Genomic DNA, 16,174 nt, shown 5'->3' on the forward strand with positions numbered 1-16,174 from the left:
ACCTCAAATATATCATCTTGCTTCGGCTGTCACCCCTCCTTTAATTCCTCAGCATACTTTTTGATACACCACCAAAAAATTATGTAGATACAGGCAAAACAGATTATAAACATAAAGCTATAACCTATGAAAATACAATTATGAGAGAGCTTGATGACAACTCTATTTTAAGACATCCAAGTGCAAGACATGGAGGAGGTTTTGCTGATTAAATTATCGAAAATACTGGTACTGCTTTACTTTATAACCGCTTGTAGCTACGAAGTAGAACACCCTTTCACGTTAGATTATTTGTATCATGCTGATCCTACAGCGGATGCTCGTGAAGCATTGGCTAGAGGCGACTTAAGAGTATACGGCGTTTATGGATATTCTATGGCAACACCAGGTATAAGGCGTGAATGCGTCGATGAAAAAAATATTATTCCAATTGAGGGTACATCGGATACTAGGCAATCCTACGAAGAGGCGCAATTCAATACATTAGCCCACTTATATGCTGAATACTATAATTCTCATGTTGAGTTCTACATGCTATATCACGGCGATACTTGTATTGATAAACCAAGAAAAAATTATTGTTAATCAGCAAGTTATACCTTTTGGCTTAGTTATATGATTGTCATAATATTAGGCCGTGTTGAACATTCAAAGTTTCAACCAAAGATAAGCACAAGCGAGAGCCACTGTATTCTCATAACTTTGCTTGAGCTTATCAAATCTAGTTGCAACCGCCCTGTAGTTTTTTAACTTAGCAAAAGCATTTTTTACTAAGTGTCGAGCCTTGTACAAGTGCCAGTCCATATGGTTATTGGTGGACTTAGTATTCTGTTTTCGAGGAATATTATTGAAGCAACCCGCTTGTTCAATATGCGCTCGCAGCGGATCAGAATCATAGCCCTTATCGGCACATAGTATGTCTGTACCACTTAAATTAATCTTATCAACTAAGTCTGGAGCCACCTTTACATCGTGAGTCGTACCATCTGATAAGATAAAAGTAATAGGGTTGCCGTGAGCATCAACTGCTAAATGAATCTTGGTGGCGCGTCCTGCCACACTTTTACTAATGGCTTGTTCCACCTCATTGCTACCATTACTGTGCTGATGTGCTTTAATGTGTGTGCCATCGATAAACACCCATTCACAGTCTGAGTCTTTAATTAATAAAGCGAACAGCGCAATCAGTTTATTGCTACGAAACCAGCGCTGATAAGCCTTGTAGACGGTATTAGGCTTACCAAAGAAAGGTGGTAGATCACGCCAAGGACAGCCAACACGCATACGATATAATACGCCTTCGACTGTTTGTCTAAGATTCCCTTTGTCATAGATATTAAGTTCTAGTAATATAGGTCTTAGTCTTGTCCAGTGTTGATCTTTGAGCATTGTACGAGGCATAGCAGACGATGTCTTTTTTGTGTGAGAACTTAAAGATTAACCGTTTGCTATTTTTTTGCCATCATTTTATTACCAATGTTCAACACGCCCTAATAGTAAAGATGCTAAGGTCTCGATATTGTCGTCGGTTTGCGCCTAGTTTGGTGCAATTTTAGCCATCAGCAACCCTAATATTTGAATGTTCAACAGACCTTGGCATCCGCAAAAATAAAGCGGCAACACACCGAAGTATGTTGCCGCTTAAGACTATACGATTGCAAAGTTTAGCGCTTTAATTAAAAGGCAAACTGGTCAACATCCATGCTCATGTATGGCTCTACACCAGTGCTGATACGCTGTACGTGCGTCGTGGTACGTGGCAATAGTTTAGCAAAGTAGAACTGAGCCGTTTTAACTTTAGCATCATAGAATGCGGCTTCGCCAGTACCCTCTGCGATTGCAGTTTGGGCAACCAAGGCCATACGAGCCCATAAGTAGGCTAGGGTCACATAACCACTGAAGTACATATAGTCTACCGCAGCACCGCCGACAGCATCTGGAGTTTCAGTTGCTTGCATACCGATACGTGCAGTCAAATCGCCCCATTCTTTCAAATGTTTGACAAGTGGACGGATGAACTGACCCATGTCATCATTTTCTTTATTTTCTTCACAGAAGTCTTGGATGACTTTGACAAAGTTGGCAAGCAGTTTACCTTGCGAACCCAAGACTTTACGACCTAGCAAGTCAAGCGCTTGAATCTCTGTCGTGCCTTCGTATAAGCAAGCGATACGCGTATCACGTACGTTCTGCTCCATACCCCATTCGCTAACGAAACCATGACCACCATAAACCTGTACACCGTGGTTAGCAGCTTCTAGACCTGTTTCAGTCAAGAACGCTTTAGCAATTGGTGTCAATAGTGACAACATTTGATCAGCAAACTTCAATGCTTCGCCTTCGCCTTTTGCGACGGTATCAGCAAAATGTGAGAGATAATAAACCAATGCACGACCACCTTCAGCAAAGGCTTTTTCAGTCAATAGCATGTTGCGAACGGCTGGATGCACAATGATAGGGTCAGCCACTTTTTCTGGTGCTTTCGTGCCTGACAGTGAGCGCATTGCTAAGCGGTCTTTTGCGTAAGTCAATGAACCTTGGAACGCATACTCTGCTGCGGTCACACCTTGAACAGCAGTACCGATACGTGCCACATTCATAAAGGTGAACATGCACTGTAGGCCACGGTTTTCAGGTCCAATCAAGTAACCCGTTGCGCCATCAAAATTCATCACACAAGTTGCAGAGGCTTTGATGCCCATTTTGTGCTCGATAGAGCCACAAACGACATTGTTGCCGTCGCCAACGCTACCATCTTCGTTGACCGTCATTTTAGGGACGATAAACAATGAGATGCCCTTTGTGCCAGCAGGCGCGCCTGGTAGACGAGCCAATACGATATGGACAATATTGCTGGTTAGGTCGTGCTCACCTGCAGAGATAAAGATTTTTTGACCAGTGATGCTATAGCTGCCATCTTCTTTCGGCTCAGCTTTGGTGCGAATAATACCCAAGTCAGAACCCGCATGCGCTTCAGTAAGACACATGGTGCCTGACCATTCACCGCTGATCATTTTTTCTAGATAGGTTTGTTTCTGTGCATCAGTACCATGGTGCTCGATGGTTTGAATAGCACCATGTGATAGGCCAGGGTACATAGAGAATGACCAGTTCGCCGTACCAACCATTTCATTGATGACCGTAGACAATGAAAAAGGCATGTTTTGACCACCGAACGCTTCTTCAGCAGACAAAGCAGGGAAGCCAAGCTCACAAAACGCTGTATAAGCTTCTTTAAAGCCTTTTGGCGTAGTGACAGTACCATTATCGAATTTACAGCCTTCAGCATCACCGCTTTGGTTCAATGGTGACAGTTCATTTTCAGCAAAGCTAGCCGCCATTTCGAACAGGCTGTCCATTAGCTCACGATCAGCTTCTTGGAACGCAGGCAATGTTTTGTAATGGCTTTCACTATCGAGTAGTTCATGCATAACGAATTGGATATCACGTAAGGGCGCTTTGTATTGCATAACTTCCTGTCCTTTTTGGAATGTAACCGATCATAGCTAATATAATGAGCATATGGTCGCACTATCTTCTAGTGCGTTGCTTTGTCTAACCAAGCTGTCAATCTTAATAGATCATAGACAGTCAGATTGAACGGGGCATCGATTACATAAAATAGTGTTAAAAAGAGTGGTGATTGTCAGAGTCAATGAGAGATTGAATGGGCTCTAACAAATTCACTATAAAAGATAGGCTTTCAGAGGTGATTATACAAGTTTGGTGACAGGACTGATAAGTCATGAACCTATCTTGCATCCGTTATGCAATCAACGTTAGACGCTAAGGAAAAATGCGAATAACCATATGAAAACTTTAGTGTTACTAAGGTGGGTAGTCCTTTATATAACCAGTATTAACGTGAACAAACGACAGGCAAAAAAATAGCGTTCGCCATAATGACGAACGCATTCATATAAATTGCAACGCTATTTGGTAGAACCGAGCATGTAAGAAATGTCATAGGTATAAATGTGATAAGCGTTCAACGTGCTCGTATTCTAAGAGTCTTAACATGGTAGTTTATGGTTAATAACTTATAGTTAGGGCGTGTCCTCATTTTAAAAATGGTGATAAAAATGAGATAAATTGCCGTCAAACGAGGAAAATAGTGCAGATAATATCGAGATATTGACCAACTATTTGACGATGTTTGGCAAAATTTAGCTGTTTTTAGCCCATTTAGAGGACACTCGTTTGAATTGAGGACACGGCCTAGTAGCTTGGCGGTTTACTTCGAAGCGTTTTGTTTGATCAACATCTCAGTGGCGACGTTAGCAGCCACTGGTTTGCTAAACCAATAGCCTTGACCATTTTTGCAACCCATGACCAATAACGCATCACGCTGCTGTTCCGTTTCGATACCTTCAGCAACGACTTGCATCTCTAACGCAATGGCCAAGTCTAAAATAGCCTTGACAATCGCGTGCTGGGTACGATCGGTGTCGATATTAGAGATAAAGCTTTTATCAATTTTGATAAAGTCAAACGGATATTCTTGTAGATAGCTCAGGGACGCATAACCCGTACCGAAATCATCAAGCGCCAGTCGCACGCCAAGTTCTCTCAGTGAGTTGAGCTGTTTTTTTACATTATCATGGCGCTGAATCAAAGACGATTCGGTCACTTCGATATGCAACTGCTGGGCAGAAATTTTGTGCTGGGCAAGCAGTGTACTCACCATATCAAAAAAGTCAGGATGGCTAAATTCAGCCGCGTCGGCATTGATGCAGATGTGCTGATGGAACCCTTGTTGTTGCCAAGCAGACAGTTGTTTGACAATTTGGATGGCCATTTGCGCAAATAAATCAAAAGACAGCTTATGGGCGATAATAGCATTGATAAAATGGATGGGTTTTAGCAATCCGCGAGTAGGGTGTTGCCAACGTACCAGTGCTTCAAAACCAGTAATAGCACCAGTAACTAGGTCAAATTTTGGTTGATAATAAGGGACGAATTCACCTTCAATTGTGGCGGTTCTCAGTTCGGACTCTAACTCCAAACTACCAGCAGTGGCATTTTCGATGGCTTCGTCATACCAGCGAATATCATCGCCACCTTGTTGCTTAACATACTGCAGGGCTTTTTCTGCTTTGGTCAACAAACCAGTTACTTCATTATCATCTGTTGGGAAGCAACTCACACCCACAGAAACATGATAATAAATATTTGCATCTGTGGCATGGGTGTTGTTGGTAAAGAAAGGCCGTTCACACATTTGCATGAGCGCGTCGAGCTGAAGGCGTACCAGGTTGGCATCTTTGACTTCAAACAATAGCGCGAAATCATCACCACCAAAGTGAGAAAAAGAGCGCAAATCATCCAGCTTGAGCTTTTCTACTTCTTTTACAAAATTCTTGATTAAGTCATTGACACCATCAGGCCCTAATAGACTGGCAAGGTTGCGATAGCGATCAATATTTAAGCGTACAAGAACCACTTCTTGATAGCTATCTAGTAGCATATCACTGGTTTGGCTCAAAAAGACCTTTCGATTAGGGAGGCCAGTGAGCTGATCATAATTAAGTAAATGTGCGACCTGCTTTTGGTCTTTAATGATTGACGACATGTCACGTACCATGCCGACATGATAAGCAACTTGCTCGACATAAATCTTGCGATAAGTGACATGACAATCAATAGGTTGCCCATAACGGTTGACCATCGAAAAATCAAGCTCGTAAAAACCATGCTCGTTCAAGTTTTTACTGATGTCTTTTAAAATGAGCTGCTCTTCTTCTGACAAGAATTCAGCTGCATATATACCGAGTGGCCGACCGATTAAGAAGGTCTCTTTGTAGCCAATCATCAGCTCATAGCTGGCGTTGACTGCTAGGTAACGTAAATTGCTATCTAATATAAATATGGCGTCTTCAAATTCTTCACATAGTGTGCACATCAACTGCTGTTTGATCGATACTGGGATAATGTCAAAATTACTCATAATAGTGGCTCACAAAAGACAATGGCTTATAAAAACAAGAACTGTATTATCAATTTACTGAAATTGAGCTGACATTGTGTTTTATCATGCACAATGAAGAACAGAAGTTATCTTTTCGACAATAAATATAAAAGGTAGAGGCTAGGGTGTGTCTTCAAGTCACTCGATAGTCATCGGAATGGGCTAAATCTTGCCAAACATCGTCAAATAGCGGGTCAATATCTCGATATTATCTGTGCTATTTTTCTTGTTTGACGGCAATTTATCTCATTCTTATCACCATTTTTGCAATGAAGCCACGGCCTAGGACGGTCGTGCTAATGATTTTTAGCGTCCGCTAGAGGCTCAACGCATGCAACGTGGCCAATGCTACCACTGGTGCAGTCTCGGTACGCAATACTCTGCTACCAATTTGCCAAGGCACAAAGCTGGCATGCTCTGCTTGCTGACGTTCATCATCACTTAACCCACCCTCAGGGCCAACCAATAATTTGAGGTAAGGCATTTGTTGTTTGAGGATACTTGATAAGGCACTCGGCATGGCAGGCTGTCCTGCTGCTGGTACGCTCATTTGCATGCATAGATCTGCAAGGCTGTCTAACACTTGGTAATAAGGGTCTTGACTAAGCACAGAAACGATAGGGCTGACGGCCATCTCTGTACGGGTCGCGTCAGTGTTGGTATTGCTCAGCCATTCACTGATGGTTAATGGAGCAAGAATCAAAGGCGGGCGATTGAGACCACATTGTTCGCAAGCTGCGATAGCCACTTGTTGCCAATGCGCGAGCTTTTTTTCGACTTGTGCAGGTTTTAGATTGACTTCGCCATGATGACTGCTTAGTAATTGAATGGCCGTGACCCCAAGCTCGGTTGATTTTTGAATGGCATAATCCATACGTTCACCGCGACTCATCACTAGCCCGATTTTACTGATAAATGGTGCAGTACGATCGTCATCTATATGAGCAAGTAAGGTAGCAGTCGCCTTTTTCTTACTAATGGTTTGTAGCGCTACCTGATATTCACCGCCAAACCCATCAAACAAAATACCTTGATCGCCAATATTTGCACGTAGTACACGGCACCAGTGATGAACAATACTGTCTGGCAACTCAATATCACTACCTAACGGTAACGCGGCCAGTTGAGCTGAAAGTAAGGCGTTATCATGATCACTGTCACTACTATAAAAAAAACGTCGCACGTGGTCTTATTCCTATTATTTGATTGAGCGTACTTATTATTAGATCAATAGAATATCACTTGCGACAATTAAAGACATTTGTTTTGTGAAAATTATTCTTAATAAAAGCAATATTTATGAAAATAGCAGTATTACACAGTAAATAAATTTTTAAAAACTAAATAAGATAAGGTGTATAAAGACAGTTATAAATGGTTATTTATTAGGGCGTGTCTTCCATTCACTCGATATATTCATCTACATGGGCTAAAAATGGCTAACTCTTGCCAAACATCGCCAAATAGTGGGTTAATATCTCGATATTATCTGCGCTATTTTTCTTGTTTTATGGCCATTTATCTCATTTTTATCACCATTTTTGCAATGAAGCCACGCTCTGGAAGTTGGACAATAAAAAACTGGCGCTCCTAAGAACGCCAGTCATTAAAATTCAATCAAGATGGGTTAGAGGATTAAACCGTTAGTCCCAATGCTTCAATCAAGCGCTTGTTTGGCTCAACTTTATTCATGCTATAAAAATGCATCGCGGGTACACCTTCATTCATTAAGCGCTCGCATAGGCGATAAACCACTTCAAAGCCAAATTCACGGATGGCTTTGCGATCGTCACCAAAGTCTCCCAATTGCTTACGCACATAACGAGGGATATCAGCACCACAGCTATCAGCAAAGCGCATCAAACTGCTAGAGTTGGTAATTGGCATGATGCCCGCAATCAATGGCTGAGTCACGGTATCAATACCGCGTTTCTCTACTCTGTCGCGCAAGTATAGATAGCTGTCAGCGTTATAAAAGAACTGCGTAATCGAAGCATTTGCGCCAGCTTGGTATTTATTCACCAAGTTATCAACATCAAAATCAAAGCTACGCGCTTGTGGATGCATCTCAGGGTAGGCTGCCACTTCGATATGGAAGTGATCGCCTGAGTGTTCACGAATGAATTTTACCAAATCCACAGCAAATGGCAGTTCACCCATGCCCACCTGACCTGATGGCAAGTCGCCACGTAGCGCTACTAATCGTTTGATGCCTAGCGTTTTATAAAACTCGAGCAATTCAGCGATTTCATTTTTGTCATCACCGATACAAGAAATATGTGGCGCAATCTCAGTGTCGCCTCGCGCATTCAATGCTTGTACGATATCTAGGGTGCGACTACGGGTTGAACCACCAGCACCATAGGTCACCGAAAAGTAGCTCGGTGATAGCTTATTCAGCTCATCGTAAGTATTGAGTAGCTTTTCATGGCCTTGTTCGGTTTTTACTGGGAAAAACTCAAAGGAAAAAGCAGGCTTACTCACAGTCTGACTCCTTTTAGTATTTGTAAGCGTCAGGCTTGAATGGACCTTCGACAGGCACACCCAAATACTCAGCTTGCTTTTCGGTCAATTTAGTCAGCGTGCCGTTAAAGCCTGCAACCATCGCAGCGGCTACTTCTTCGTCTAACTTCTTAGGCAATACTTTTACATATAAATTGTCAGTACGCTTGTCAGCTGGCAAGTCGGCGAATTTTTCTTCAAACAGATACATTTGAGCCAATACTTGGTTGGCAAATGAGCCGTCCATGACGCGTGATGGGTGACCAGTCGCGTTACCTAGGTTCACTAAGCGACCTTCAGCAAGCAAGATCAAATAATCATTCTCATCGTCTGAGCGGAAGATTTGATGCACTTGTGGCTTGATTTCAACCCAGCGCCAGTTGTCACGCATAAACTGAGTGTCGATTTCGGTATCAAAGTGACCGATGTTACATACCACAGCACCAGGTTTTAGGGCGGCTAGCATATGACGGTCACAAACGTGATAGTTACCAGTCGTGGTGACGATCATATCAGTGTCTTCAAGCAAGCGCTTGTTGATGCTGGCTGCGCCGCCAGTATTGTCACCATCGATGTATGGTGAGAGTACTTCAAAACCGTCCATACATGCCTGCATGGCACAGATAGGATCGACTTCTGAGACACGTACGATCATGCCTTCTTGACGTAAGCTTTGCGTAGAGCCTTTGCCCACATCGCCATAACCGATGACTAGAGCACGGCGACCAGCAAGGAACATGTCAGTTGCACGTTTAATAGCATCATTTAAGCTATGACGGCAGCCGTATTTATTGTCGTTTTTAGACTTAGTGACGGCGTCGTTGACGTTGATGGCTGGCACTTTAAGTGTGCCTTTGGCAAGCATCTCAACCAGACGATGGACGCCGGTAGTCGTCTCTTCTGAGATACCGTGGATGCTATCAAGCAATTCAGCATAATCATTATGAATCAAAGCCGTTAAATCACCGCCATCATCTAAGATTAAGTTAGCATCCCAAAGTTGGCCTGACGCTTCGCCGCCAACGTGAATTTGCTGACGTAAGCACCACTCGTACTCTTCTTCTGTTTCGCCTTTCCACGCATAAACAGAGATGCCAGCAGCAGCAATCGCAGCAGCAGCATGGTCTTGAGTTGAGAAGATGTTGCATGATGTCCAACGTACTTCAGCACCTAACGCGACGAGTGTCTCGATAAGAACGGCAGTTTGGATGGTCATGTGGATACAGCCAGCGATTTTTGCGCCTTTAAGCGGTTGATCGGCTTCGTAGCGACGACGCAAACCCATTAGGGCAGGCATTTCAGCTTCGGCTAGGCCGATTTCACGGCGGCCGTAATCAGCAAGGCTAATGTCAGCGACTTTGTAGTCAGTGAAAGAGGGATCGATCGTATGGGCAGATGGGGTGTTAGACACTGCGTCCATAATATGCTCCTATCAGTGGTTGATTTATGATAAAAAGAATAAAAACGCAGGTGCCGTTGTTTGCGCTGTGAGCGACCAAAAATAGGACACTCGACAGTTAACCGAGCCTAACACAACCTATAATTTGCATAATTTTAGCTTTCAATGCAATATTATTGGTCATGGCGCAACACCTCTCGGAGGGTGTCATTGTAATAGATGACAGGTAAAATGTCACCCATAAAAAAAGACCATCAATAGATGGTCTCTTGTAATAACAGAACGAATAACTTTAGTACCAGTTATAGGTCAAAGAGGTGAAGAAGTTAGTGCCGTCTTGGTTGTAGCGAGTACCCAAACCTTCGTTGGTGGTGTAGTCCTCATTGGTTAGGTTTTCAACACGGCTGGTGAGTGTTAGGTTTGAATTGACATAATAGTTTCCACTAACATTGAATAGCGTATAGTCATCTATAAAAGTGCTATTGTTAGCAGAGTTATAGGTTTTTCCAACATATTCTGCTTCAGCACGAACATCGAATTTTGAGGCTTGGTAACCGATATAGACTAGCCCTGTATGTTCTGGTCGATAGACTAATTGTTTACCTTTATTTACGCCAGAAAGCTCTTCTGCATTGGTATAAGTATATTGACTACCAAGCAGCACGTTACTGATCTGCCAGTCTGACGTTAAACTGTAACCAGACAGTTCTGCTTGATCAATATTGGTTGCTTGATACTTGAAAGTTGATGGATCAAATTCATTGTTAATAAGATTGTTGACGCGGCTATAAAATCCTGTCAGACGAGTAGTCTGTAAATCACTATTAGATTCGATAAATACTTCTAGATTTTTACTTTCTTCAACTTCTAAGTTTTCATTTGGTGTATAAAAAGCGCTTTCAATATATAAGTCATTAAGAGAAGGTGCTCTATAACCAGTGGCGAAGCTAGTACCAAGGCGTAAGCTAGGCGCTAGCTTCACAGCGTAACCTAAGCTATAGGTTGTTTCACTATCGAACTGTGAATTATCGTCAAAACGTACGTTTGCTTGAAAGTCATAAGCCTCTTTGTTGAGCTGATAGCCAAGGAAGCCACTCTTGATGGTGCGATCATTTATCTTATAGCTATCGTTGCCATTACTAGGAGTATTGTCATTAACATCTACTTCTTGCTTTAGCCATTCTGCACCAGCCTGTAGCTGTCCTGTAGGTAAGCGATAAATACTTAATAAGTTTGCTTGTTTTTGTTTCGTTTCAAATTCATCACCAAGTTTATTGTCTAGCTTATCTAGACTCCCACCTGCTGTTAAACGTAGCGTCAAGTTATCTTTATCATATTCTGAAAACGCTGATATAGCGCCATTTTCTTGATCAATTTCTGCGTTAGGCTTATTCGTGTAGCCATCGAAGTCAGTAGTCGATTTAGCAAATAGACCAGTAGCACCGACACTGATGTTGTCAGTTAAGGGAATACTAGCATTTATCGCAAAGTTATTACTTTCATAACCGTCTTCGTCTTTGTTATTGCCTGTCTGATATTTGATAGCGCTGATACCATCAGTTTGGTTATGACTAGCAGATAAACTAAGCTTGGCACCTGCTTCATTTGCAAACTGCGCTGTTGCACCATAAACATAGTGGTCATGTGAGCCAACACCTGCGGTCACAGAAAAATTAGTTTGATCGACGTCACTGCCTTTAGTAAATATTTGAATGACACCGCCCATAGCATCTGAACCATAAATGCTAGAGCCTGAAGCACCGTATAAAATTTCAATACGATCAATTTGATCGGTCGGTAATAAGGCTAAAGTGGGCTGACCTGTTGACATTGAGCCATAACGAACACCGTCTATTAGCACTAATACACGCTTACTATCATAGCCGCGAAGATAGAAATTACTGCTTTGACCCATACCACCATCTTGTTTAATACTAAATCCTGGCTGACGTCTAAGTACTTCCATTACCGTTTGACCTTTAAAACGTTTTAAGTCTTCTTGATCAACTACACGAGTTTGGGCAATGGTATTGCTGATTTTAGTCGGCGTACGGGTTGCCGTTACGACGATTTCATCAAGTTCAACTTGCGGTAGATTGCTATCGTTGGTGGCGGTAATTTCAGAGGTTGCTGCCATTGCAGTATTGGCTGCAAGTAAACCGAGCGCGCTCAAAATACTCAAACGAAGATAAGTACGTGAAGATGAACGTGATAAAGACATAATTGATTCCAAAGTAATCATATTAAAAAGTGCAGAAATAAAAGATAACTGTTATGACGTGAAAGGTGTCAAAAGTTACAAAAAAAAGTATATAAGCAAAACTGTGCTCATTATCTATAAAATAGCCTGCTTTATAAACCACTTTGACCTAATCTTTATTCAGGGTAGATTGAATATTATTCATGTTAGTCTCTGTCAATGCCATGATCGAATGTTTAACATGCTCTAATTTAGCCAATGCCATTAGAGGTATCGATAAAGCAAGAAACGAAAAATCAATACAGTTAACGACAAAAACGCGTAATCAAAAGCACTGCTGTTATAAATAATTGTTACTATAGGGCGTGTCCTCAATCTGAACCGTAAACGATAAATGGGCTAAAAATGGCTAAAAAATTGCCAAACTGTGTCAAGTAGCTTGCTAATATCTCGATATTATTTGCACTACTTTCCTTGTTTGACGGCCATTTATCTCGTTTTTATCATCATTTGGAAAATGGGGACACGCCCTAGTATGAATCTCACGTGTTATCCATCATGCCATTTCTAAACTAAGAGGTTTGTTTTGTCTATCAAGCATCATCTGACTCCCAGTCCTTCACGCTATCCACGACGCTACGCGATAACTAAAATACCGTTCGCGGCCACCGTGTTTTTATTCATCATAATACTGAGTGTTGTCTTACCAAATAAAACTTATGCTGTCGAAGCTGGTGCTCTTGGGGTAGGTGTTGACAGCAGTGAAGAGACGGTAAGTACGCCTTTGCCAGATTCATTTGGCCGAGATACACCGCGCCATGCGGTACAGGGATTTATCAGCGCGCTGGGCGAAAATGATTATTTGCTGGCAAGTAATTACCTGAATTTATCTAAGTCAGACAATCCGACCACAATCGTACGGCAGTTCAAGCAAGCATTGGATGCAGGCGGGCGTTTTCAGCAAGACTTTCAGGTTAGTAATGCGCCTGAAGGCAATCTCACCGATCAACTACCGCCAAGCCAAGAAAATGTCGGTGTGATTAATATTGGGGACAGAAGCGTACCGTTATTGCTAGAAAGAGTGGTCTCCAAACAAAACGAGCAGTATTGGCAGTTCTCTAGAGACACGCTCAGTTCAATACCGGAAGTGATAGAAAATACTGAGCCGACATTGGTCTCTCGCTATACGGTTGCTTCTTTGGAGGGCAAAAAGCTTTTTGGCTATCAGTTGGCTGATTTGGTCGCCGCACTGGCTATGATTGTGACCAGCTTTGTACTCACTTATGTCGCGGTATGGCTGTTGTATCATTTATTGAAAATCGCCTATCCGTATGTGCGTGGTACGCCATTACCATTACCGAATAAAGTCATCTTGCCACTCTCTGTGGTCACGATGGCGCTGATACTATCAGAGGTCATGGTCTATGCTGGTGTGTCGGTCACGCTGCGCGAACCGGTCAATCGCTTTACTGATATTGCCTCGTGGGTGGCAACTACTTGGTTGTTATTACGCGTTATCGATACGATATTTACTCACGCGGTCAATCTAAGCTATAGAAAAAACTATACTGAACGGGTTTCAATCTTGGGACTGCTTCGCAAGGTGGTCAAAGCGCTACTATTAATCATTGCTGTGATTGTCATTTTTGGCAATTTGGGCTTTGATTTGACCACTGGTATTGCTGCACTGGGTGTGGGTGGTTTGGCATTGGCCCTTGGTGCGCAAAAGACCATTGAAAACTTAGTTGGTAGCGTGGTGGTGGTAGCGGATTCGCCAGTACGTATCGGTGACTACTGTAAATTTGGTACTTATGAAGGCACGGTGATTGATATCGGTATTCGCTCATCGCGTGTGCGGACATTGACGCGTACGATCGTGACGGTACCGAACGGTGACTTTTCATCGATGCAGATTGAAAACTTTACTTCTCGTGATATGTTTCGTTTTTTCCATCATTTATATCTTAAGCGTACCGCTGATCTTGATGTGATTTTCAAAATGGTAAACGATTTGGATGAATTTATAAAAAAGCATGATTTAACCAACCAAGAGTGGAATCAGGTCAATATCTTAGAGCTGCGTCAAGACTGCTATGTCATTCAATTGCAGGCTTATGTCAATGCTACTGGAATCATTGAATTCTATGACAAACAAAATACGTTATTTGTCGATGTATTAAAGAAAGTCGCGAAATATAAAGTGGAACATGCATTGCCGACTCAGCAGCTTATCGTCAATCAAACCGAGCTAGAAGATCATATAGACAACAATACCGCTGAATTAATAGAAAAAGAGGAATCAAATGACAGCAGTGCTACGAGTAATGACGACGCGAATGTCAGTCTAGACCGTCATGATGATAATAACAGTGACGGTAACAATATCCCTAAAGAGGATGACAACCCTAAAAAGGGCGTTGATATCCACAAGTCATCTATGCCAACAATGAGCAGGCAGGGCGCGCTGAAAGCATTGAAGCACAAAAGTCGTATGCTAAGAAAAAGCAAGTTTAAGCATACCAAAAGAAAATTCAGTTTTTCTATATGGAATCAGCCTTAAGACTGATGCAGATCTATACGGGCAATTATTCTGTATGAGCTGCTATAAAGGTACGGCAGTTTTATTACGTAATGCACCATAATACGACCATAGCAACAGGCTGGCAGCACTACGGTGCGGTGACCAGTCTTGGGTCAGGTTCTTTAATTGTTTCGGTGTTGGGCGCTCTGCCAAACCTAGTAACCCCATTGCAGCCACTTTGATGGCTAAATCATCGACAGCGAATACGTCTGCGCGTTTTAAAGAAAACAACAAGTACATCTCAGCTGTCCAGCGACCAATACCAGTGACGGCTGTTAGGATATTTATGACATCTTCATCAGGCAGGGTTTCTAACGCTGCAAAGTCTATATCGTGCTCGACCAATGAGCGAATATAACGAGTTTTTTGTTTAGACAGTCTTTGCGCTCGCAAAATTTCATCCGTTGCCTCAATGATTGCATTCGGTGCCGTCAATCCTGCATCAACCAACCGTTGCCAAATACTGGTGGCGGCAGCGACAGATAACTGCTGACCAACCATTGCTCTCATCAGCTGCTCAAATCCACCTGTATTATGTCTAAGGCTTGGCGTGCCAACTTGCTCATGGATAGGTGCGAACCTTGGCTCGATAGCAATCAAAGCAGTGATATGCTCATTTAGTGCTTCAATATTTTCAATCGTTTGTATGCTCATGATGGGACCACTCGAATAAAAGTTGTGCATGAAAAATATATATAGTAAAAGCAAAATAGAACAAGTACACAAATCAAATGGCATACTCAGAAGATTACAGACAAATGATACTAAGCAAGCTTGAGAAAGGTGATAGCTTTCGAAAACTTGCAGCAGAATATCAACTTAGCCCAGTGACTATACAACGTTGGAAGAAAAACCCTAAGCGCAAGCAACGTGTTTTTCGTCCCTTAAAAATTGACAACCAAAAACTTATAGAAGATGTGGCTACCTATCCTGACAGCTATCATCATGAGCGTGCTATCAGGCTTAGTTGTAGTCCAAGAGGCATTGGTATGGCCTTAAAGAGACTGGGTATTTCTCAAAAAAAAGACCCTTAATCATCCAAAAGCAGATATCGAATTAAGGCGCGTATACCTTGAGAAATTGCATCAATTTGAAGACCAAGATAGACCCATCATCTACCTAGATGAGAGTGGCTTTAAGTCTCATGACAATAGACCTCACGGCTATTGCTACAAAGGTCAAAAGTGCTTTAGTGAATATAATTGGCAGTTAAAAAATCAGACCAATGCCATTCGTAACAACCAACTATTCGCGGTCGGGCTTTATGACTGTAGCATCGATAGCAATCTCTTTCACAGTTGGGTGACACAACTGTTAGTACCTGAGCTACCAAAGAATAGTGTTATTGTCATGGACATGAGCGAGGATAAAGCAAAGCACTGCTTTGCCCGAGCGCAAGGGGAGAGCTGTGCTCGAGTACAACCTTCCACAAACGGCTTGATACCAAAGTGTAGTGGCATAATAAACTTGGACAGCTGCTAAGAGGTTATACTAACCCAAAGAAGGAAAATAGTATGACCAACA

At 42.3% G+C, this 16,174-nt stretch carries 12 protein-coding genes; 4 read left to right on the forward strand and 8 right to left on the reverse strand.

The genetic code is table 11. The features are described from left to right. Positions 1-180: 180 nt before the first annotated feature. Complete coding sequence (locus QL982_RS12455) at positions 181-585, forward strand: hypothetical protein (RefSeq protein ID WP_290166228.1); 405 nt, start codon at positions 181-183, stop codon at positions 583-585. 63 nt (positions 586-648) lie between these two features. On the opposite strand, the gene QL982_RS12460 is transcribed toward QL982_RS12455, so the two are convergent. The 7 genes from QL982_RS12460 to QL982_RS12490 form a co-directional block, all read right to left on the reverse strand. Further along, on the reverse strand, positions 649-1,401 hold the full coding sequence (locus QL982_RS12460; RefSeq protein ID WP_290190352.1) for an IS5 family transposase: 753 nt from the start codon (positions 1,399-1,401) through the stop codon (positions 649-651). 275 nt (positions 1,402-1,676) lie between these two features. Beyond that, entirely contained in the window at positions 1,677-3,470 is a 1,794-nt protein-coding gene (locus tag QL982_RS12465) for an acyl-CoA dehydrogenase C-terminal domain-containing protein (protein WP_290165705.1), read from the reverse strand. A 764-nt stretch (positions 3,471-4,234) separates the two neighbouring features. Continuing rightward, positions 4,235-5,947, reverse strand: a complete 1,713-nt coding sequence (locus tag QL982_RS12470; RefSeq protein ID WP_290165707.1) for a GGDEF domain-containing phosphodiesterase — start codon at positions 5,945-5,947, stop codon at positions 4,235-4,237. Positions 5,948-6,284: 337 nt separating this feature from the next. Beyond that, positions 6,285-7,151, reverse strand: coding sequence for a 16S rRNA (uracil(1498)-N(3))-methyltransferase (locus QL982_RS12475; protein WP_290165709.1), 867 nt, complete (start codon positions 7,149-7,151; stop codon positions 6,285-6,287). 452 nt (positions 7,152-7,603) lie between these two features. Then, positions 7,604-8,452, reverse strand: a complete 849-nt coding sequence (gene metF / locus QL982_RS12480; protein WP_290165419.1) for a methylenetetrahydrofolate reductase [NAD(P)H] — start codon at positions 8,450-8,452, stop codon at positions 7,604-7,606. A gap of 13 nt (positions 8,453-8,465) precedes the next feature. Continuing rightward, entirely contained in the window at positions 8,466-9,890 is a 1,425-nt protein-coding gene (gene ahcY / locus QL982_RS12485; RefSeq protein ID WP_290165421.1) for an adenosylhomocysteinase, read from the reverse strand. 271 nt (positions 9,891-10,161) lie between these two features. Then, complete coding sequence (locus QL982_RS12490; protein ID WP_290165423.1) at positions 10,162-12,090, reverse strand: TonB-dependent receptor; 1,929 nt, start codon at positions 12,088-12,090, stop codon at positions 10,162-10,164. A 565-nt stretch (positions 12,091-12,655) separates the two neighbouring features. On the opposite strand from QL982_RS12490, the gene QL982_RS12495 reads away from it, so the two are divergent. Continuing rightward, positions 12,656-14,629, forward strand: coding sequence for a mechanosensitive ion channel domain-containing protein (locus QL982_RS12495; protein WP_290165425.1), 1,974 nt, complete (start codon positions 12,656-12,658; stop codon positions 14,627-14,629). A gap of 42 nt (positions 14,630-14,671) precedes the next feature. Here the strand turns inward: QL982_RS12495 and QL982_RS12500 are convergent, their stop codons facing one another. Beyond that, positions 14,672-15,304, reverse strand: coding sequence for a DNA-3-methyladenine glycosylase 2 family protein (locus tag QL982_RS12500; RefSeq protein ID WP_290190353.1), 633 nt, complete (start codon positions 15,302-15,304; stop codon positions 14,672-14,674). Between the two features lie 77 nt (positions 15,305-15,381). Here QL982_RS12500 and QL982_RS12505 point away from each other — a divergent pair, with 77 nt between their 5' ends. Continuing rightward, positions 15,382-15,684, forward strand: a complete 303-nt coding sequence (locus tag QL982_RS12505) for an IS630 transposase-related protein (RefSeq protein ID WP_290190354.1) — start codon at positions 15,382-15,384, stop codon at positions 15,682-15,684. Between the two features lie 46 nt (positions 15,685-15,730). Then, positions 15,731-16,132 carry a transposase gene (locus tag QL982_RS12510; RefSeq protein WP_290190355.1) on the forward strand — a complete coding sequence of 134 codons (402 nt, stop codon included), beginning with the start codon at positions 15,731-15,733 and terminating at the stop codon, positions 16,130-16,132. Positions 16,133-16,174 lie beyond the last annotated feature (42 nt).

It is taken from the genome of Psychrobacter sp. 5A.1 (assembly GCF_030407455.1).
GTDB lineage: Bacteria > Pseudomonadota > Gammaproteobacteria > Pseudomonadales > Moraxellaceae > Psychrobacter.

What these genes read in the sequence shown, in the direction of transcription:
- QL982_RS12460 (WP_290190352.1), bottom strand. Translation starts at nt 1,401, where the DNA reads ATGCCTCGTACAATGCTCAAAGATCAACACTGGACAAGACTAAGACCT.
- QL982_RS12465 (WP_290165705.1), bottom strand. Translation starts at nt 3,470, where the DNA reads ATGCAATACAAAGCGCCCTTACGTGATATCCAATTCGTTATGCATGAA.
- QL982_RS12470 (WP_290165707.1), bottom strand. Translation starts at nt 5,947, where the DNA reads ATGAGTAATTTTGACATTATCCCAGTATCGATCAAACAGCAGTTGATG.
- ahcY (WP_290165421.1), bottom strand. Translation starts at nt 9,890, where the DNA reads ATGGACGCAGTGTCTAACACCCCATCTGCCCATACGATCGATCCCTCT.
- QL982_RS12490 (WP_290165423.1), bottom strand. Translation starts at nt 12,090, where the DNA reads ATGTCTTTATCACGTTCATCTTCACGTACTTATCTTCGTTTGAGTATT.
- QL982_RS12500 (WP_290190353.1), bottom strand. Translation starts at nt 15,304, where the DNA reads ATGAGCATACAAACGATTGAAAATATTGAAGCACTAAATGAGCATATC.
- QL982_RS12505 (WP_290190354.1), top strand. Translation starts at nt 15,382, where the DNA reads ATGGCATACTCAGAAGATTACAGACAAATGATACTAAGCAAGCTTGAG.